The organism is Desulfacinum infernum DSM 9756, assembly GCF_900129305.1.
Classification (GTDB): Bacteria; Desulfobacterota; Syntrophobacteria; order Syntrophobacterales; family DSM-9756; genus Desulfacinum; species Desulfacinum infernum.
Window position 1 is genome coordinate 46,268 of sequence record NZ_FQVB01000020.1, and the last position, 19,045, is coordinate 65,312.

20 protein-coding genes are annotated in these 19,045 nt (G+C 62.0%); 13 read left to right on the plus strand and 7 right to left on the minus strand.

All coding sequences use genetic code 11. The annotated features are described in order from the left end of the window. Positions 1-347: 347 nt before the first annotated feature. Positions 348-1,964, plus strand: a complete 1,617-nt coding sequence (locus tag BUB04_RS10930; RefSeq protein WP_073039262.1) for an ASKHA domain-containing protein — start codon at positions 348-350, stop codon at positions 1,962-1,964. A 104-nt stretch (positions 1,965-2,068) separates the two neighbouring features. Here the strand turns inward: BUB04_RS10930 and BUB04_RS10935 are convergent, their stop codons facing one another. After that, the gene (locus BUB04_RS10935; protein ID WP_073039263.1) at positions 2,069-2,857 is read right to left on the minus strand and encodes a DUF169 domain-containing protein; all 789 of its coding nucleotides are present in this window, start codon (positions 2,855-2,857) and stop codon (positions 2,069-2,071) included. 286 nt (positions 2,858-3,143) lie between these two features. Between BUB04_RS10935 and BUB04_RS10940 the strand changes: the two genes are divergently transcribed. Beyond that, a complete protein-coding gene (locus BUB04_RS10940; RefSeq protein ID WP_143156451.1) occupies positions 3,144-3,560 on the plus strand; it encodes a DUF6508 domain-containing protein in 417 nt (138 codons plus the stop codon). On the opposite strand, the gene aroC is transcribed toward BUB04_RS10940, so the two are convergent. Next, positions 3,523-4,581, minus strand: a complete 1,059-nt coding sequence (gene aroC, locus BUB04_RS10945; protein ID WP_073039267.1) for a chorismate synthase — start codon at positions 4,579-4,581, stop codon at positions 3,523-3,525. The two genes, BUB04_RS10940 and aroC, sit on opposite strands and share 38 nt — an antisense overlap. Positions 4,582-4,893: 312 nt before the next feature. Here aroC and clpS point away from each other — a divergent pair, with 312 nt between their 5' ends. Genes clpS through aat form a run of 3 tightly spaced genes read left to right on the plus strand, consistent with a single transcriptional unit; the run spans position 4,894 to position 8,232 of the window. Beyond that, the gene (gene clpS, locus BUB04_RS10950; RefSeq protein WP_073039269.1) at positions 4,894-5,208 is read left to right on the plus strand and encodes an ATP-dependent Clp protease adapter ClpS; all 315 of its coding nucleotides are present in this window, start codon (positions 4,894-4,896) and stop codon (positions 5,206-5,208) included. 22 nt (positions 5,209-5,230) lie between these two features. Further along, entirely contained in the window at positions 5,231-7,528 is a 2,298-nt protein-coding gene (clpA, locus tag BUB04_RS10955) for an ATP-dependent Clp protease ATP-binding subunit ClpA (protein WP_073039271.1), read from the plus strand. Between the two features lie 14 nt (positions 7,529-7,542). Further along, entirely contained in the window at positions 7,543-8,232 is a 690-nt protein-coding gene (aat, locus tag BUB04_RS10960) for a leucyl/phenylalanyl-tRNA--protein transferase (RefSeq protein WP_073039485.1), read from the plus strand. 226 nt (positions 8,233-8,458) lie between these two features. Here aat and BUB04_RS19360 read toward each other — a convergent pair whose 3' ends face one another. Further along, positions 8,459-8,602 carry a hypothetical protein gene (locus tag BUB04_RS19360; protein ID WP_178371971.1) on the minus strand — a complete coding sequence of 48 codons (144 nt, stop codon included), beginning with the start codon at positions 8,600-8,602 and terminating at the stop codon, positions 8,459-8,461. Between the two features lie 41 nt (positions 8,603-8,643). Between BUB04_RS19360 and BUB04_RS10965 the strand changes: the two genes are divergently transcribed. Then, positions 8,644-9,897 carry an aspartate kinase gene (locus tag BUB04_RS10965; RefSeq protein ID WP_073039273.1) on the plus strand — a complete coding sequence of 418 codons (1,254 nt, stop codon included), beginning with the start codon at positions 8,644-8,646 and terminating at the stop codon, positions 9,895-9,897. After that, positions 9,897-10,442 (plus strand): cob(I)yrinic acid a,c-diamide adenosyltransferase, encoded by a 546-nt coding sequence (gene cobO, locus BUB04_RS10970; RefSeq protein WP_073039274.1) that lies wholly within the window; start codon positions 9,897-9,899, stop codon positions 10,440-10,442. Before BUB04_RS10965 ends, cobO begins: the two co-directional genes overlap by 1 nt. Here the strand turns inward: cobO and BUB04_RS10975 are convergent, their stop codons facing one another. Continuing rightward, positions 10,443-11,219 carry an MBL fold metallo-hydrolase gene (locus BUB04_RS10975; RefSeq protein ID WP_073039276.1) on the minus strand — a complete coding sequence of 259 codons (777 nt, stop codon included), beginning with the start codon at positions 11,217-11,219 and terminating at the stop codon, positions 10,443-10,445. A gap of 126 nt (positions 11,220-11,345) precedes the next feature. Here BUB04_RS10975 and efp point away from each other — a divergent pair, with 126 nt between their 5' ends. Continuing rightward, the gene (efp, locus tag BUB04_RS10980) at positions 11,346-11,927 is read left to right on the plus strand and encodes an elongation factor P (protein WP_073039278.1); all 582 of its coding nucleotides are present in this window, start codon (positions 11,346-11,348) and stop codon (positions 11,925-11,927) included. Continuing rightward, positions 11,924-12,850 carry an EF-P lysine aminoacylase EpmA gene (epmA, locus tag BUB04_RS10985; RefSeq protein ID WP_073039280.1) on the plus strand — a complete coding sequence of 309 codons (927 nt, stop codon included), beginning with the start codon at positions 11,924-11,926 and terminating at the stop codon, positions 12,848-12,850. Before efp ends, epmA begins: the two co-directional genes overlap by 4 nt. Before the next feature lie 109 nt (positions 12,851-12,959). Here the strand turns inward: epmA and amrB are convergent, their stop codons facing one another. Continuing rightward, on the minus strand, positions 12,960-14,192 hold the full coding sequence (amrB, locus tag BUB04_RS10990; protein ID WP_073039282.1) for an AmmeMemoRadiSam system protein B: 1,233 nt from the start codon (positions 14,190-14,192) through the stop codon (positions 12,960-12,962). Positions 14,193-14,296: 104 nt separating this feature from the next. On the opposite strand from amrB, the gene BUB04_RS10995 reads away from it, so the two are divergent. The 4 genes from BUB04_RS10995 to BUB04_RS11010 all read left to right on the plus strand — a co-directional run bounded on the left by BUB04_RS10995 (position 14,297) and on the right by BUB04_RS11010 (position 17,722). Then, entirely contained in the window at positions 14,297-15,997 is a 1,701-nt protein-coding gene (locus BUB04_RS10995; RefSeq protein WP_073039284.1) for a tetratricopeptide repeat protein, read from the plus strand. Positions 15,998-16,137: 140 nt separating this feature from the next. Next, on the plus strand, positions 16,138-16,812 hold the full coding sequence (locus BUB04_RS11000) for a LolA-like protein (RefSeq protein WP_073039286.1): 675 nt from the start codon (positions 16,138-16,140) through the stop codon (positions 16,810-16,812). Then, a complete protein-coding gene (locus BUB04_RS11005; RefSeq protein WP_084076412.1) occupies positions 16,809-17,318 on the plus strand; it encodes a Mut7-C RNAse domain-containing protein in 510 nt (169 codons plus the stop codon). The genes BUB04_RS11000 and BUB04_RS11005 overlap by 4 nt, the downstream gene beginning before the upstream one ends. Beyond that, a complete protein-coding gene (locus tag BUB04_RS11010; protein WP_073039290.1) occupies positions 17,318-17,722 on the plus strand; it encodes a hypothetical protein in 405 nt (134 codons plus the stop codon). The genes BUB04_RS11005 and BUB04_RS11010 overlap by 1 nt, the downstream gene beginning before the upstream one ends. An 89-nt stretch (positions 17,723-17,811) precedes the next feature. Here the strand turns inward: BUB04_RS11010 and BUB04_RS11015 are convergent, their stop codons facing one another. Together BUB04_RS11015 and BUB04_RS11020 are read right to left on the minus strand one after the other, a co-directional pair. Beyond that, entirely contained in the window at positions 17,812-18,408 is a 597-nt protein-coding gene (locus tag BUB04_RS11015) for a MogA/MoaB family molybdenum cofactor biosynthesis protein (protein WP_084076413.1), read from the minus strand. A gap of 189 nt (positions 18,409-18,597) precedes the next feature. After that, positions 18,598-19,044: a hypothetical protein gene (locus BUB04_RS11020; protein WP_073039292.1), complete on the minus strand. Its 447-nt coding sequence runs from the start codon at positions 19,042-19,044 to the stop codon at positions 18,598-18,600. Position 19,045: the final 1 nt, after the last annotated feature.

Below are 19,045 nucleotides of genomic sequence, written 5' to 3' on the forward strand. Positions count from 1 at the left end.
GTGGCCCGACCGCCGCAGCTCTTTTCCGGCATGGGAGCCCTCCAGTCAAGACCCTTTTTTCCGTACCTAACTGAGCGTTTTTTTCTTTGGGTGTCCCTTACACCGCGTGATTAACGGGCGGGGATAAACCCAGCCCCTACCCAGGGGGGCCGTGCCTTTTTGTAGGGGCGGGCTTTACGCCCGCCCTTCAGGACCTGTCCATGAGAAAGAATCGTCCAATTTAGGCCGGAATCTAGATGCGACTCTTGACCTGACCGTCACCCGGTGGTGTATGAACCCCGAGGTTCGGGGCAGTCCATAGATACACCGAAAATTTGTCCAATCTCGATTCTATGATGGAGGCGCTCATGCGATCCAAGGAAAGCGCAGTGGATGGATCCCCGTTCACGATCCGGGTGGAGGGCGAAAACCGGCCCGTTCGGGCCCGGGCCGGAGAGTCCCTGCTTCACGCCCTGGCCCGAAACGGGATCCTCCTTCGGTCCGACTGCGGAGGCAAAGGCGTATGCCGGCAGTGCGCCGTGGAAGACGCCGCCACGGGCGAGCTTCGGCCCGCCTGCCGGGTGACCGTCACCGAAGACCTGTCCATTCGCATTCCCCCCGCCGCCCGTCGTACCCTGGAGGTGATCCGAAAACCGAGCCTGGGCGAAGGGGCCGTTCGGCTCCTGCAAAGCCGGGCCGGGCGCGTTTCCCCACGCCACCGCTGGGGGGCCGCCGTGGATGTGGGAACCACCACCCTCGCCGTCTACCTATGCGACCGGGTCGAGGGGCACGTGCTCGCATCCACCAGTCTTCGCAATCCCCAGTTCCTTTTCGGCGACGACGTGATGGCACGCATCGGCGCCGTGGATCAGAACCCCGCAGCGCTCCGGGAAATGCAGGCGCTGGTCCTGGACGCCGTGGCCATGAGTCTAACGTCTCTGGCCGCCTCCATCGGAATGGACCCGAAAGATCTTTGCGAGATCACGGTGGTGGGCAATCCCACCATGGTGCACATCTTCTGGGGTGTGGATCCCACGCCGCTCGGCCGCCATCCCTACGAGCCGGTCTTCCGGAACATCCGTTCGGATAAGGCCTCGACCCTGGGCTGGAACGTTTTTCCCAAGGCACGGGTGACCTCCCTGCCTTTGCTTTCCGGCTTCCTGGGCGCCGACACGGTGGCTTGTGCTCTGGCCCTGGACCTTCGCCGGGCGCCGGACGGGACCCTTCTGGTGGACGTGGGAACCAACGGCGAGTTGCTGCTGAAGGCCGTCGGCAGCCTCTGGGGCACATCCTGCGCCACCGGTCCCGCCTTCGAAGGAGCGGCCATCCGCCACGGAATGCCCGCCGTTTCGGGCGCCGTGAGCCGAGTGGAACCTGCCGGCGACGGCACGCTGCGATGGGATGTGATCCGCCGCGATGACCGTCGCGACCCCAAGCCTCTCGGCATCTGCGGTTCAGGGGTCTTGAGCTCCGTCGCCGCTCTGTATTCGGCCGGCATTCTTCGAAAAGACGGCCGGATCGACACCATGAAGGCTCCCCACAGAATCCTTTCCGACGACAACGGGATCCCGTCCGTGATCCTGGTGGATGGCCCTCACACGGCCTCGGGCGCCCCCCTCCTTTTTACCCAGAAGGACGTGCGGGCCGTCCAGCTGGCCAAAGCGGCTCTTCGCACGGGGATCGACCTCTTGTGCCGTGAGGCGGGGATGTCGGAGCCCGAGATCGTTCACCTGGCCGGAACCTTCGGAACCCATCTGGATCCCCGGGACGCCGTCACCATCGGCATGCTTCCGCCGCTGGGACTGGAACGGATTCGGGCGGCGGGCAATGCGGCGGGCCTGGGCGCCCTGCTCTCCCTGGTGGACCCCGAGACCATGGAGGAACTGGACGATCTTTCCGCCGCCACCCGGGTGGTGAACCTGGCCGCCCACCCGGACTTCCAGGAAGCCTTCGTTTCCGCACTGGCGTTTCCGGGTGATGAGTGATGGGTGATGGGTGAGGGAGGGGCTTTGAAGCAGCGGGAGCGGCGACGTGGGAGGGGCGGCTTGCGAACCGCCCCTACGATTTCGCTGCGGCCCTGGCGGCGGATCTAATCGAAAAGGCCCAATCGGTCGGCAATCTCCCCATAGGGCTCGGGATAGAGCGGTTCGAAATTCTGGTAGAACGTCACGGGGTAGCGGGCCCCGATGCGCCGGCCCGCCTCATCCAGGCCCTGCAGCAAGTCGGGCAGAAGACGCGCCGGCAACGCCACCGCCAGTTCGTCGTCCTGGGTCATGGAAAAGATCCGATCCCCCATGCCCGGTATGGACACCCGGGGTTCGTCCAGTCGGTGGGCCGCATACAGGGTCTGGACGCACTCCACCTTGCCTCCGAAGGCTCCCCCGACCACGCCCCCCGTCCGGGACGTGAGGGCCTGCACCAGCCGCATGGCCTGAGCCGGGTTGCAATAGATCACCACGGCATGGGGTTCCCTCTGGGCCTTGGCCAACGGCGACAGGAGGATCCCCGCCACTTCGCCCGCCGCAGGAAGGCCCATGGCCGCCACCTGATCCGCCGCCGTTTCTTCGTCTTTCGCGAAACCCACGGTGGCGAAGAGGCCCTGAAGCTCGGAAGCCCCGTCCTCGGCACCGCTCCATCCCCAGGCGATCATGGCCGGGACGCACACCACATCGTCGCGTGCGACCCCCACGGTCCAGCCGTAGATCCGGGCCATGGTGATCGCCTGGCAGATGGCCACCCTTTTCTTGAGATGGGTCCCGGGACGGCGGGTCTTTTCCGGAAAGCTTTCGTTTTGGGCCAAGAAGGAAACGGCCAGAGGAAAGGACCGGGGGCGGACGGCTTCCATGATCCTGGCTTGAGCCTGTTGAAAGTCGGTCATTTTTTCCCTCCTCTTTTCCACTGGGGCCTACGACCTGAGGCGATTCTCTCGCCCTATTCTTCTTATCTCCACGCCATTAGCGGGCGGGGATAAACCCCGCCCCTACTCGGCAGGTCCATCTGGCTTCGTGGGGGCGGGCTTTAGGACCGCCTGACTTTGTTCTCGGTTTCACTTGCATTGCACAAAGAGCTTGTGTAAAAAGCGGCCTTGCTCTTTTGCCATGTACCCCGTGAACGCTCTCGTGGAAGCGACGGATGAACGACCCGGAACAGGACGGAAATCTCTCATGGAATCAAAACCGGCGAAGACTCTCGCTCACGTGGAAGACCTGGTGGCCTATCTCCCCAAACTGCAGTCCCTGGAAGGCCGTTACGTGGAACAGTGGAATCCGCCATTCTACGCCACGCCCGTTTACCATCCCGTGGTGGAGGAATTTTTCTACTGCGTGTCTCAGCTTTGCCCTCCGGGTGAGACTCTGGATCCTCTCCGGGCGGAACAGGACATCTACGATCCTCGGGTGATCGACCGGGCCGATTCGGCCACCCTTCAGTCTCTGCTGGGCTGGTGCGCCCGCACCGAGCAGGCCCGCCCGGGAATCTGGGAACAGCTGCTTCAAAACGGCGTCCTTTTTTCCCTTCTGCATCGTCTCCAGGCCGTGACCGGATCTAACGGGAACGGCGCCGGGGAAAGGGATGCAGCATGAAATCGGCCAGGGTGATCAGCACCATGGCTTCGCAGACCGGAACGATCCGAGGGATGGCTGCAATGTCGTGACGTCCTCCGATGCGGATGGTGGTCTCCTTTCCGTCCCGGGTGACGGTCCGCTGTTCCCTGGCGATGGAAGGTATGGGCTTCACGGCTGCCCGCACCACCAGGTCCATGCCCGACGAGATGCCACCCAGAACCCCCCCGGCGTTGTTGGACGCGTACCCGTCGGCCGTGGGGGGATCGTTGTTTTCGCTCCCGCGCATCCGGGCGGCGGCAAAACCGACTCCGATCTCCACGCCCTTTACGGCCCCGATGGACATGAGGGCCGACGCCAGGCGGGCGTCCAGTTTGTCGAAAACGGGCTCTCCCAGGCCCGGAGGGCAGCCCACGGCATTCACCTGAACGATCCCGCCCAGGGTATCCCCCTCGCCGCGGACCTCCTGCAGATGCGCCTCCATGGCTTGGGCCGCTTCCGGGTCGGGACAGAAGAGCGGGTTTTCCGCCGCCGCCTCCCAGTCATAGACCCGGCAGGTCACGTCGCCCAAGGCCACCGTACCGGCAAAGACCCGGATGCCCTCTTGGGCCAGGAATTTTCGGGCCACGGCTCCGGCGGCCACACGGGCTACCGTCTCCCGCCCGGAACTGCGCCCGCCGCCGCGCCAGTCGCGCACGCCGTATTTCTGTTCGTAGGTCCGGTCGGCGTGGCCCGGCCGGTACACGTCCTTGATGGCCTCGTAATCCCGGCTTCTCATGTCCTTGTTGTAAATCACCAGGCTGATGGGCGTCCCCGTGGTCATCCCCTGGAACACGCCGGAAAGGATGCGCACCTCGTCCGGTTCCCGGCGGGCCGTGGTGAGCGCCTTTCCGGGCCTGCGCCTTTCCAAATCCCGTTGGATGTCTTCTTCCGACAAGGGAATCCCGGGCGGACATCCGTCGATGACCGCCCCCAAGGCCGGTCCGTGGGATTCCCCCCAGGTCATCACACGAAAAAGACGCCCAAAGCTGTTTCCCGGCATATCAACCTCCGTGGTTCGCAATCCGTGATCCGTAATCCGTAAGTCGTAAGCCGTGGTCGCTGGTCCTTGAGTCGCGAGTCGCTGTGGAGACTGGGCGGCTCTGCTGTGGCCTGCGCAGGTGATTGCGTCCGTGGGACAAGGAAGAAATCTTCACCCATCACCCATCACTCATCACCCGTCACTCATCGCCCATCCCCTTCCTTGACTCGCCGGCCCACCGCGTTATCTTTGACGGGAACCCTCCTTTCCAACCATAGTGCAATCGAGATATATGGTGAAGAAAGAAGAAGGTCACAGGAGGAGACTTCACCCATGAGTGAGCATCGCCCGGACGCTCGGGAAGAATTGGAAAGCCACGTGGAGGAGGATCTGCAGGAGCCACCCTTGTTCAAGGTTCTCCTCCACAATGACGATTATACCACCATGGAGTTTGTGGTGGAGATCCTGGAAAAGGTGTTCCACAAGTCCACCGCGGAGGCGACCCAGATCATGCTCCACGTTCACCGAAACGGCGTGGGGGTCTGCGGCGTCTACCCGGAGGAGGTCGCCGAGACGAAGGTGGAGATGGTCCACCATCTTGCGAGAAAAAACGGCTTCCCCCTCAAGTGCACCATGGAGGAAGCCTAGTGAATGCCGGGAAGGAGCCTGCATGATCAGTAGAGAGTTGGAGATGGCATTTTCGGCGGCCGTGCGCGAGGCCAAGGCGCGCCGCCATGAGTTCTTCACCCTGGAACATATCCTCTATGCCCTTCTCCACGACACGACCGGAAGCGAAATCCTCTTTCACTGCGGAGCGGACATCGACCGGCTGAAGCAACAACTGGAAGAATTTTTTGAAAAGCGCCTGGAGAAGCTTCCCGAGGACGTGGAGCGGGATCCCATCCAGACGCTGGCCGTGCAGCGCGTTCTTCAGCGCGCCATTCTGCATGTGCAGGGAGCCGAAAAGCAGCAGGTGGACGCGGGGGACATCCTGGCGGCCATGTTCCACGAGGAGAATTCCCACGCGGTCTATTTTCTCAAGCTCCAGGGCGTCAACCGCCTGGACGTGCTGGAATACATCAGCCATCGCGTGTCCAAGGTGGGGGAATATCCCGACGAGACGGCTCCCCAGCCCGGTTCCGGGCTGGCCCCGCGGCCCCAGAAGGCGCCCAAGAAGGCGTCCGCCCTGGAGAAGTTCACCGTGAATCTGGTGGAAAAGGCGGCCCAGGGCCTTATCGATCCCCTGATCGGGAGGGATTCGGAAATCCTTAGAACCCTCCAGGTGCTGGGACGCCGCACCAAGAACAATCCCATCTTCGTGGGCGATCCCGGGGTGGGCAAGACCGCCATCGCGGAAGGGCTCGCCTTGAAGATCCATCAGGGCGAGGTACCGGAAGGCTTCCAGGACGTGGAGATCTTCGCCCTGGACATGGGAGCGCTTCTGGCCGGCACCAAGTTCCGGGGAGACTTTGAAGCCCGACTCAAGGCGGTCATCAACGAACTGAAGGAAAAGCTGGGCGCCATCCTCTTCATCGACGAAATCCATACGGTGGTGGGAGCGGGCGCCACCAGCGGCGGCTCCATGGACGCGTCCAACATCCTGAAGCCCGTTCTGGCTTCGGGGAGTTTGCGCTGCATCGGATCCACCACCTACGAGGAGTACAAGAACCATTTCGAGAAGGACCGGGCCTTGAGCCGCCGGTTCCAGAAGATCGAGATCAGCGAGCCCACCGTGGAGGAGACGGTCCAGATCCTTCGCGGGCTCCGCAGCTACTATGAAAAGCACCACGGGGTGAAATACACGGCGGCGGCCCTCAAGGCGGCGGCGGAACTTTCCGCGCGCCACATCAACGACCGGTATCTGCCGGACAAGGCCATCGACGTGATCGACGAGGCCGGAGCCAGCCTGCGCCTCAAGGACCACAGCCGAGTGCGCCGGGTGGTCCACCCCAAGGACATCGAGGAGGTGGTGGCCCGCATGGCCAAGATCCCGGCCCGCACGGTCTCTTCGTCCGACCAGGTGCGGCTCAAGAACCTGGAAGACGAACTTCGCCGAAAGGTCTTCGGCCAGGATCAGGCCATCCGGGCGCTGGCCACGGCCATCAAGCGTTCCCGCGCCGGTCTCCGGGCGCCCGATCGTCCCATCGGATCCTTTCTTCTCATCGGCCCCACCGGGGTGGGCAAGACGGAGGTGGCCAAGCAGCTGGCCGCCACCCTGGGCGTCCATTTCCTGCGCTTCGACATGAGCGAGTACATGGAAAAGCACGCCGTGGCGCGCCTCATCGGCGCCCCTCCGGGCTACATCGGCTTCGACCAAGGGGGGCTCCTCACCGACGCCATCCGAAAGCACCCCTACTGCGTGCTTCTCATGGACGAGATCGAAAAGGCGCACCCGGACCTTTTCAGCATCCTGCTGCAGGTGATGGACTACGCCACCCTGACGGACAACAACGGCAAGAAGGCTGATTTTCGAAACGTCATTCTGCTCATGACGTCCAACGCGGGCGCCCGCGAGATGAGCAGCCCCTCCATCGGGTTCGGTAAGGACAAGGGAAGCGACGAACGGACGGCCAAGGGCATGAAGGCCGTGGAAAAGCTCTTCAGTCCAGAATTCCGAAACCGGCTGGACGGCATCATTCCGTTTTCCGGACTGGATCTTTCCATCATGGAGCGGGTGGTGGACAAGTTCATCGACGAACTCCAATTTCAACTCGCGGAAAAGAAAATCACCCTGGAACTGGGCGAGACGGCCCGGTCGTGGCTGGCCGAAAAGGGCTACGACCCGGCCTTCGGCGCCCGGCCCCTGGCCCGCGTGATCCAAACGGAGATCAAGGACCCGCTGGCCGAAGAAATCCTCTTCGGCCGACTCAAGAACGGCGGCCATGTGCGAATCCTTCGGCCGGATGAAGCGGCCGGCGAGGCCTGCGTGAAGACGGACAACTTGGCCTTTGTCTTTGACGGGGAGTGAACGGCGCGGGAACCATGCCGATCTTCAGCCTCAGCAAGGACATCGCCTTCCCCCCCCCGGAGCTGGCCGAACCCGACGGTCTGCTGGCTCTAGGGGGCGACCTGAGTCCCAAGAGACTTTTGCTTGCCTACCGAATGGGGATCTTTCCCTGGTATGCCAAGGACACCCCCATCCTTTGGTGGTCTCCCGACCCCCGGCTGGTGCTTTTCCTCCCTGAACTGCATGTCTCCCACAGCCTCCGCCGGGTTCTCAGAAAGGGAGTCTTTCTCGTCACCTTCGATCGCGCCTTTCGGCAGGTGATTGAGGCCTGCGCGCGGGTGCGCATCGAACAGGGGGAAGACACCTGGCTCGTTCCGGAAATGATCGACGCCTACTGCCGGCTCCACCAGCTGGGGCACGCGCACAGCGTGGAAACCTGGCGGGAAGGGCGATTGGTGGGCGGACTCTACGGGGTGGCCATCGGGCGTGTCTTTTTCGGGGAGTCCATGTTCAGCACTGTGTCCGACGCCTCCAAGGTCGCCCTGGTGCATCTGGCCCGGCGCATGGCCCGGTGCGGCTATGAACTGATCGACTGCCAGGTGACCACCAACCATCTCAAGCGCTTCGGCGCTCGGGAGATACCCCGCAGCCGGTTCCTGCGCCTCCTGGATCGGCTCACCTCCCAGCCCGCCCTGCCCTTCTGGAAGGACCAGCGCTCCGCCTGAAGACGGCCAATTGCATCCTAGGAGCCTATCCGAGAACTCCGCAAACCGCCACTCCCGCGCAAGCGGGAGCCTATAACTCATTGGACATTCTGGATCCCCGCCCGCTAATCACGCGGTGTAAAAGACACCCGAAGAAAAAATCGTTCAGTTTAGGTCATTGTCGGACCAGCTCCCAGTCGGGGGACCGACACCCGGAGCCCCCCCGTCACTCGTCACCCATTACCCGTCACTCCTCCCCTTTTCCCTTTCCCCTTTTACCTTTCCCCTTTTCCCTTTCACCTTTTCCCTTTCCCCTTTCCTCTTTTCCCCCTTTCCTCTTTTCCCCCTTTCCCCTCCCAACGCACTGTGCTAAAAGCTGTATTTTGTTCACGCACTGACAGCCTACGGAAAGACCCAGGAGGACTGACGGAAATGGCCTTGGTTGTCCAGAAATACGGTGGAACGTCCGTGGCCGATGTGGAACGCATCCGCAACGTGGCCAGGAGGGTCATCGAGCGCAAGAAGGCCGGCGACGACCTGGTGGTGGTGCTTTCCGCCCGGGCCGGCGACACGGATCGGCTCATCGAACTGGCCCATCAGATGAGCCCCCATCCGGATCCCAGGGAGTTGGACGTGCTGCTCGCCACGGGGGAACAGATTACCATTGCACTCTTCAGCATGGCCGTGAAAGACATGGGGTTCGAGGCGGTTTCCATGACCGGCTACCAGGCCGGGATCATCACCGATCACCATCACGGACACGCCCGCATCAGTTGGATCGAGACCCTGCCGGTGGTGGAGAAGCTCAAGGAAGGGAAGATCGTCGTGGTAGCCGGCTTTCAGGGCTACGACGATGAGGGCAACATCACCACCCTGGGCCGGGGAGGATCGGACACCACCGCCGTGGCCCTGGCGGCGGCCTTGAAGGCCGACGCCTGCGAAATCTACACGGACGTGGAAGGCGTCTACACCACAGACCCGAACGTCTATTCCAAGGCCCGAAAGCTGAGAAAGATCAGCTACGAAGAAATGCTGGAGATGGCCAGCATGGGGGCCAAGGTGCTCCACATCCGGTCGGTGGAATTTGGCATGAAGTACAACGTGCCCATCTGGGTGCGCTCCTCCTTTACCGACGATCCAGGGACACTCGTAACCGCGGAGGATGCCGAAATGGAAAAGGTGGTCGTCTCCGGAGTCACCTACAATAAGAACGAAGCGCGCGTGACCGTAACCGACGTGCCCGACGTGCCCGGCATGGCCTTCAAGATCTTCGAACCCATTGCGCAGGCCGGGATCAATGTAGACATGATCATCCAGGGAAGCAGCGGTGTTCCGGGCCGAGCCAACATCTCCTTTACGGTTCCCAAGGCCGACTACGAACAGACCGTGGCCCTGGCGGAAAAGGTGGCCCGGGAGATCGGCGCCGGACCGGTGCATGGCAACGCCCACATCGCCAAGATCTCGGTGATCGGAGTGGGGATGCGAAGCCACACCGGTGTCGCCAGCCTCATGTTCGACTCCCTGGCCAAGGAGAACATCAATATTCACATGATCAGCACCTCGGAGATCAAGATCTCCTGCGTGATCGACGAAAAGTACACGGAACTGGCCGTTCGCGTTCTCCACGATGCCTTTGAGCTCCACAAGGACCCCAACGGCGGCATCCGAATCACGGAAGAGGCCTGATGGGCGCGGAGATTCCCCGAAAGACCCCGAAGGGCCTGCTGATCGTCTTCACCGGAGAAGGGAAGGGAAAGACCACGGCGGCCCTGGGCTTGGCGCTCCGGGCCGCCGGCCACGGGATGCGGGTGCTCATCCTGCAGTTCATCAAGGGTTCCAGGCACTACGGAGAATTGGACGCCGTCCGGCATCTCCCCACCGTCACCATCGAACCCCTGGGAACGGGTTTCACCTGGGAAAAGGACGACCTGGAAGAAGATCGCCGGTTGGCACGGCAGGGCTGGGTGAAGGCCCGGGAAGCCCTGACTACGGGGAAGTATGATCTCATCGTCCTGGACGAACTGAACTATGTGCTTTCCTACGGCCTGCTGGATGTGGAGGGCGTTCTGGCCGACATCCGCCGGCGGCCGGCGGAGTGCCATGTGGTGACCACGGGCCGGGGGGCTCCTGCGGAGCTCCTTCGGGAAGCCGACTGCGTAACCGAAATGCTAGCCGTCAAACACCATTACCGGGAACAGGGAATCCGAGCCCAGAAGGGCATCGAATTCTGATCACCCACCCACTTCCAGCACATCTCCCTCCTCGGGAATGACAACGGGCATCTTCGCCCCGGCGTCCACCACCTCCCGGATGCGATCCCACTGGGTACGGCGCACGTCCCGCTGGATATGCACCAAGGCCAGGCGCCTCACTTGCGCCTCTTCCGCCCAACGAAGGCACCCCTTCACGGTGCCGTGGCCCGGCACCCGCTCGCCGTCGTCCACCACGAAGGCCTCATGCACCGCCAGATCGCACCCCTGCGCCAGCGCCGTCGTCTCCCCGGTGGGACGCCCGTCGCCGCTGTAAAAGAGGCTCAATCCCGAAGTTTCCAAGCGCACACTCAAATTCGGCTGGCCGTGTTCGGTGGAGGCCGCTCTCCACCACAGCCCCCCCCATTTCATGTCCGCACCGGGCTCCAGAGCCACTTCCTCCACGGGAAACTGGATGCGGCTCCAAAACCCCGGGTAGGCGAGTTCCATGGCGTTCCGCACAATTTGGCCCCCACCGGGCCGGCTCACCACCGCCAGTGGCTTGGAACGGTTGGTCTCCCAAAAGCGCAACAGCAAGAGGGGCACCCCCAGGAAGTGATCCCCGTGGAAGTGGGAGATCCATAACGCATCCAGGGAGTTGGGGTCCTGGTCCCAGGAAAAATACCGGTGGGCGGCGGAAAAGCCGCAGTCTAGAAGGATCTTCTTTCCGCCCCGGTCGGTGGGTGCTTCCACCAGCAAGCTCGTGTTGGGATGTCTTTCATCACATGCTTCACCCACACCGAGAAAGACGATCTTCATGCCTGTCCTCCGCTACACTCTTGGAATGCGTCCCACTGCTTCGCGTCTTGACCCGCCGTCACGTCAGTCTGTATGATGCCGACACTTCGCGCAAGGAAAAGAGACACATAAAGGAAAGGATGAAGCATGGGTGCCACTCTGACCGCAAGCGACCTCCGTAAGGGGCTCAAACTGGAAATCGACGGGGAGCCCTATATCATCGTGGACTTTGAATTCTCCAAGCCGGGCAAGGGCCAGGCCCTCTACCGGTGCCGCTTGAAGAACATGATCACGGGCGTTCAGTTCGACCGCACCTACCGCTCCGGGGACAAGTTCCTGGCGGCCGACCTGGAAGAACAGGAGATGGAATACCTTTACAAGGACGGCACACAATATCACTTCATGAACACCGCCACCTACGAGCAGGTGGAACTGAGCGAGGACGCCGTGGGCGACGCCAAGAACTTCCTCACGGAAAACCTCAAGGTGGACATGCTGCTCTTCAAGGGCTCCCCCATCGGGATTTCCCTCCCCAACTTCGTGGAGCTGAAGGTCACCCAGTCGGATCCGGGGGTGAAGGGCGACACGGCCTCCGGCGCCACCAAGCCGGCCACCCTGGAAACAGGCTACCAGATCCAGGTGCCCCTTTTTATTGAAGAAGGCGACATCCTGAAGCTGGACACGCGCACCGGAACCTATGTGGAACGGGTGAAGGCCGCCGGTTCATGATGGAACGAATGGTCCTGGCCGCCAAGCGGCCTTATCTGGAAATGCGGAGCCGCATCCTCCACGGATTGCGGCTTTTCTTTGTCAGCCGGGGATTTCTTGAAGTCCAGACGCCGGTCAGGACGCCCGCGCCCGCTCCGGAACGCCACATCGACCCGGTGGAATCGGAGGGCTGGTTTCTCAACACCAGCCCCGAGCTCTACATGAAGCGGCTGTTGGCGGCAGGGTATTTAAGGATTTTCCAGATGGGTCCGGTGTTCCGGAAGGGGGAGCGGGGCAGTCGCCACCACCCCGAATTCACCCTCCTGGAATGGTATCGGGCCGGAGATGACTACACCGCCCTGAAGGACGACTGTCGCGAGCTGCTGCGGTTCCTGTGTCGGGAGCTCGGCCGCTACCCGGAATTCACCTTTCGGGGAACGCCGCTTCGGGTCGACGGGCCGTGGCCGGACGTGACCGTTCGCCATGCTTTCCTTCGATACGCAGGGTGGGACCCGGTGGAAGAGGACGATCCTGACCGATTCGACCTGGACCTGGTGGAAAAGGTGGAGCCCCGCCTGGGCTTCCCCACCCCGCTTTTTTTGAGCGACTACCCCCGGCGCGAAGCCGCCCTGGCCCGCATCAAGCCGTCGGACCCGACCGTTGCCGAGCGCTTCGAACTCTACTGGGCCGGGATCGAACTGGCCAACGGCTTTTCCGAACTCACCGACCGCCGGGAGCAGGAAGAACGCTTTCTGGAAACCCTCCGGCAGCGCCGGGAAGCGGGCCTCGCCACCCCTCCCCTGCCCCGTCGGTTCCTGGAGAGCCTGGACCACCTAGATCAGGCCGCCGGAATCGCTCTGGGCGTGGACCGGTTGGTCATGATACTCAGCGATGCTCCCGACCTGGATCAGGTGGTGGCCTTTCCGCCGGAGCATGAACCGTGAGCCGTAATGAGTGATGGGTGATGGGTGAGGCTCCAATGCCAGAAAACCGAAAACCGAGAACTGATAGCTGACAGCTGATAGCTAACAGCTGTCAGCTCCCTCTCCATCCTCATTCACCCGATTCGGTAAAGGCCATGGCGGCGAAGGTGACGAAAGATCCTTGAGGATCCACCACCGCGTGGGCATGGTCCAGGACCCTTCCCGCCGCCCTGCCGGAAAGCACCTTCGCCAGCACGTACAGGGGCGCCGACCCGCACACCTTTCGCGCATTGTCATCCCGTGCGATCTCTTCCATGAAAGCCTCCGCATCCGTGCGGCACAAGGCATCGAGCAGAAGCCGATCCCGTTCCATGTGTTCCCGGACCGTCCGTTCCGTGGGGATGAATTCATCCCCGTAGCGCGGTCCCACATGGGCCAGATCCACGCTGGCGATGAACCCCACCGGGTAAGAACTTCGGCGGACCAAGGCCCGCAGGGCCTCGCAAAAGCCGTCGATGGCCTCCCTCCGCTCCCGCCAGTCTTCCGGGCCGAAAGAACAGAGCACGGGCACGATCCGGGCTTCCGGTTGCACGTGGGCCAGAAAGACCGCCTGGAATTCGATGGTGTGTTCCAGCCGATGGTTGTATTCCCCGGCGAGAACATCCATGGGGGAGCGTCGGACCAGTTCTTCCGCTGCAGCCCTGTCGCAAGCCACGGTGCCCAGGGGCGTCTCGAAGTCTTTGAGGGTCAGCGCAAACCAGTTGTCCACCGGTTCATGGCCGGTACCCAGCACCACCCAGGTGCGGGGCGGATCCGTCGTCTGAGAGAGGCAACGGTAGGCCCGGGCAAAGGTGGTTCCCCCGGCCCGCATGTCGATGTGGGGCGCCACCAGAGCCAAGAGCCGATCCGTGGATCCGCCCCTCGGATCATTCTCTGAAGCGTCCGCTTTTTGGGCCTCGGCAAAAAAACCGTCCAGCATTCCTTTCAGATCGTCGGGGTCTTCCGGATAGCTTCTTCCCGCATGTTGGGCTCTCCGGACCGGATCGTTGCGGAACCGGGCCACCGTCCGGGCCACGTGTTCAATATAGCGCCGGTTTTCCAGGAAGAGGTTTTCATCCAGGACCCGAAGGATTTCTTCCAGTTGCTCACTGAAGAGCAGTTCTCCCGTCTGCCGGAAGACCTCCGCCTGCACGTCCCGCAGGGCATGGTTTCCATCCAGCAGGGCCAGGATGCGCCCCACGGCGGGTTGGAACAAAACGGTCTTGTCCGTGTAGCCCAGACGATCGCGCAGCATCAGGTAGGGTTTTCCCTGGTGCTGAATGTAATGGGCTTCCAGTCCATAGCGCAGTTTGGGATATTCCATGGATCCGGCCTCGCCGTTGACGGTCCCAGGCAAATGTGTTAGTTCACAACGTCCATAGCTCCCGATCATTCTTGGCAATCTGCCTGAAAGCAAGAGGAAGGTCCATGCCCAACATTCAACGCGCGTGCGCTCTCCCGCTCCTGTTGATCCTGTTGGCAGGCTGCGCGGGCATCGGCCCGCGGGCTCCCCATCCGGCCCCGCCCGTGTCCATCTCCCCGGCCTCGGACGCTCATGCCGCCTACCTGTTAGCGCAATACTACCTTCGGGTCAATCAACCCGAACGGGCCATGGAAGCCTACGAAAGGGCCTTGGAACTGGATCCCCAGGCGGCCCCCCTCATGGTGGACCTGGCGGCCCTCTACGTGCGCCAAGGCAAGGTGCGGCAAGCGCTGGAGTTAGCGGAAAAGGCGGTCCAGGTCGATCCCCGCCACGAGGAAGCCTATGTCCTTCTGGGGCGGCTTTACGCCGGAACCGGGCAAAACGACAAGGCCATCGACGCCTACCGGCGCGTCCTGGAACTGAATCCTTCCAACGAAGACGCCTACCTCCTTTTGGGCACCCTTTACGCCCAGGAAGGACGGTTCACCGAAGCCCTTCAGGTTCTGGACCGTCTTCGAACGATCCTGCCCGACAATCCCCTGGCAGCCTACTACAAGGCTCGGATCTTCCTGGACATGAAGTTCTACGACCAGGCCGAGACCGCCTACCTGGAAGTGCTGCAGCTCAACCCCACCTTTGAGCGCGCCTTGCTGGATCTTGCCTACATCTACGAGACCACCGACCGGTTCCTGGATGCGGAACGCGCCTATCAACAGATCCTGTCCTTTCACCCCATGAGCGCCGTCGCCAGGACGCGCCTGGGCAATCTCTACATGCGCCAGAAACTCTACCAGAAAGCGTTGGAACAGTTCGAAACCCTTTCGCGCCAGAATGCGGGGGATATCGAAAGCCGGCTCAAGATCGGCATCATCCACTTGCAGCAGGGCCGATACCAGGAAGCCATCGCGGATTTCACGGCCCTCCTCAAGGACAAGCCCGAATACGACCAGGCCCTTTACTACCTGGCCACCACCTACGAAGAAAAGGGAGAGAGAGCGGACCTGGAACAGGCGGTGGTGAACCTGCGCCTCATCCCCAAAACAAGCCCCCTGTGGAACAACGCCCAGATGCGGCTGGGGATCATCTTTTCCAAGCTCAATGACCACGCTTCGGGCATCCAGTGTCTGGAGGCCGCCATCGCGGAAAATCCCGAAGTGGCGGATTTCTATCTCTACCTGGCCTTCCTCCATGAGGACATCCAGGAGTACGCCAAGGCCCTGGAAGTATTGGACCGGGGCTTGACTGTGAGCGCCCGGAACGTTCAGCTCCTTTTCCGCAAGGGTGTGGTTTTGGACAAGCTGGACCGGAAGGAGGAGGCCATCCAGGTTATGCGCTCCCTTCTCGATGTGGAGCCCGACCATGCGGGAGCCCTCAACTACATCGGCTACACCTACGCCGACAAAGGAATCCGACTGCAGGAAGCCAAGAATCTCATCGAACGGGCTTTGGAGAAGGAACCCGATGACGGCTACATCCTGGACAGCCTGGCCTGGGTCTACTACCGACTGGGTCAGTACCGGGAAGCGCTCAAGACGATCCAAAAGGCGCTGGCTCATGTCCCCGACGATCCCATCATCCTGGAACACCTGGGGGACATTCAGGCCGCACTGGGCAACCGGAAGGAAGCCCGGAAGGCTTATGAAAAGGCCTTGGAGAGCAGGCACGAAAAGCCCGAGACCGTACGCGCCAAACTGAAAGGACTGTAAAGATCCTCATGGGACGAGCCGTTCAAAGGTCCTTGCATGGACTGATCGCGGCCTTTGTCCTGGCGGCAGGCGCCTGTGCTCCCCGGCCTGCGCTTCGGGTTCCCAGCGAGCTACCCGGCACAGCAAACTGGAAGCTGCGGATGGAGGAACGGCTAAAAAGGCTGGAACCCTTTCAAGCTTTGTACAGCGCCCGCCTTACCGACCCCCAAGGCCGCACCTGGCATACAAAGGCCGTTCTGATCGTGGATCTTCCGGACCGGATCCGCCTGGAGATCTTAAGCCCCACGAACCAGACCCAGGGAGTGCTCGTGGTGTCCGGGAACAAGGCGTCCCTTTGGCTCATCTCGGATAACACCCTCTACACCGCGCCCGACAGCGCCCGCCTCATGGGGCTTCTCATGGGCTGGGACGCGCCGGCCCCGCTGTTGGCCTCGTTGCTCCTGGGATGCCTTCCCGAACGGGATCTGAAGTCGCCCGCACCGTCTATCCCGGCAGCGGACTCAGGAGAAATGGGGGTGGTCACGGTGCAGGATTCCGCCGGGTCTTCCAGGCGGGTTTACCATGTTCGACAACGGACCGCCTTGTTGGAAAAGGTTATCCTTTTCAACCGGGACGGAGAACAAGGCACCATCGTTCTCCATTATGAGAAAGAGACCGACGGCCTGGCGGTTCCGGATGTCCTCACCCTCGAGAGCCGCGACAATCAGTTGCGGTTGAGCCGGCGCGCGTTTGAGATACTGGAATCCGCGGACCCGGCGCTCTTCGCCCTCCCGCCGGCCGCTTTTCAGGCAAACCGAATCCAGATGGTCCAATGAGCACAACCGGCCCACCGGCAGATCGACCGCGATCATTTGTGGTTGATAGTATGCTGGGAAAGATGGCAAAATGGCTCCGGATTCTCGGCTTCGACACCGTTTGCCAAAGACTGGAAACTTTGGCTGACTTGGAGCGGCACCGCGCCGAAGGGCGTCTCATCGTCACGCGTAACACCCGGTGGCGGAACCGACCGGGCGTGGTGTTCCTCACGGAAAACGAACTATCCAGCCAGCTGCGGCGGCTCATTCGCGAAGCGGCCATCGAACCCGCGGATGTGGTGCTCCTTGCGCGGTGCATCCGGTGCAACAGCCCGTTGGAAAGGGTGCCGAAGACACGCGCGGTGCAGCGCGTTCCCGACTATGTGTTCGCCACTGCGGATGTCTTTCTTCAATGCCCGGATTGCTCCAGGCTCTATTGGCGCGGATCCCATACGGACAGAATGCTAGACCAGCTTCAGCGAATGACGGGTTGGGTCATTGAAACCGTGACACAAAGGAGGACGTGATGGGTGGACTGGTGGACAAACTGATGCAGTTGGTAAAGAAGCTTGGCTATTTGGCGTGGGAATATGTCTTGGTTGTGTACTATTGGAAGATGCGTTTTCTCAAGGTCCAGATGAAGCGTTTCGCCGTGACCAAGGCTCAGAAGCACCTGGAAAAGGCCTACAGCGGCCTGGGAGCCGTCATCTACGGCATGCTCCGTGAGGGAAGCGAAGCCATCAAGGACGATCCCGCGGTGGCCACCCAGATGAAGAACGTCCAGGAAGCGGAAGAGATGGTCAAGGAGGTGGACGAGCAGATCCAGGCCATCCACAACGAATTCGCCGCCAAGCGACAGGAACTCAAGGAAAAGTACCAAGCCAAGCGTACCGCAGCGGACCAGGCCCCCGCGGAAGACGCGGAAGAGTAAGCCTTTTGTCGCTGCCCTCTTGAAGCAAACGGCCCGGTTCCGCCCGGACACCCAGTCCCGTGGGCGGATCCGGGCTCTTCTTTCGTCCCCTACGGCCGGGCGCAGTCGCTGGGATCGCCCTGGATTTTGGCCAAGGCGTGCGGCAATGCCGGCAGAATGGCCTCCAGGTTCTCAAGGGCCCCCTCGGGGCTCCCCGGAAGGTTCACCACCAGGCTTCGGCCCCGAATGCCCACCACGGCCCGCGAGATCATGGCGTGGGGTGTTTTTTTGAGACTTTCCAAGCGCATGGCTTCGGCCATGCCCGGAACGAGCCGATCGCAGACGGCCTGGGTCGCTTCGGGCGTGATGTCCCGCGGCGCCACACCGGTACCGCCCGTGGTGAGCACCAAGGCGGCGCCCTTTTCATCCACCGCTTGCCGAAGGGCTGCCTGGATGTCGCCCATCTCGTCCGGCACCACAACGCTCCATACCAACAAATACCCTTCGTCCTGGATCCTCCGGCGGAGAGCATCGCCGGAGGCGTCCTCTCGCAGTCCTTGGCTTCCCTTGTCACTCACCGTTATGACGGCCACCGTCTTTTCGCATTCCACGAAACGTTCCTCCACCAACAGACTGTGAATCTCCTGCCTTCCCCGGGTCCCTTCAAAGCCCTTTTCCCGGATCCAAACTCGACGATTCTCCCCCATGGTTCGGTCCTCGAAAGGGCGGGCACAAAGCCAACCCTCCAGGAAGGCGTTGAACCCTTGGATGGGAGCGGGACTTCACCCCGCGGCTACCCCAAGGACGGAAAGTCCACGCCATCCTGAGGCGGAGAACCCTTTTCGGCCGAGCTCCCGGGCATCTCCTGACCGAAACCGGACCCCGGGAAACCGCCTTCAGCCCTGTTTCTGGGACAGTTTCCTCTTGGCGGCCTGGACCACGACACTGGAGACGGCCTTGCTCTTGGAAAGGATTTTCAGATCCTGCGGCAGCAGGGTGTTGACCAGCTTGACCGCAATGCCCACCGGAGTCTTGGGATTCTTCACCAGCGCCAGCCGGATGGGATACAGCTTGATCCATTCCCGGTTGGCAGCGATCTTTCGCAGAACCTCCTCGGTGACGCTGCGCGAATTGGCGTAGGAAGCCACCTCCGATGGGGTGACCTTGGGGTTGTCCAGCACGGCGAGCTGCACCACCCGGTTGGAATCCTGCATCAGCAGGGTCCTCGCTTCTTTGCCGCCGAACATGGCCAGCCGGATCCTCTCCGGAACCGTCATCTGCTGGATCTGTACGGGCAACGGGACGCGCTCTCGCGTCCCTTTCCGTTCATCCCGTTCGTCCATG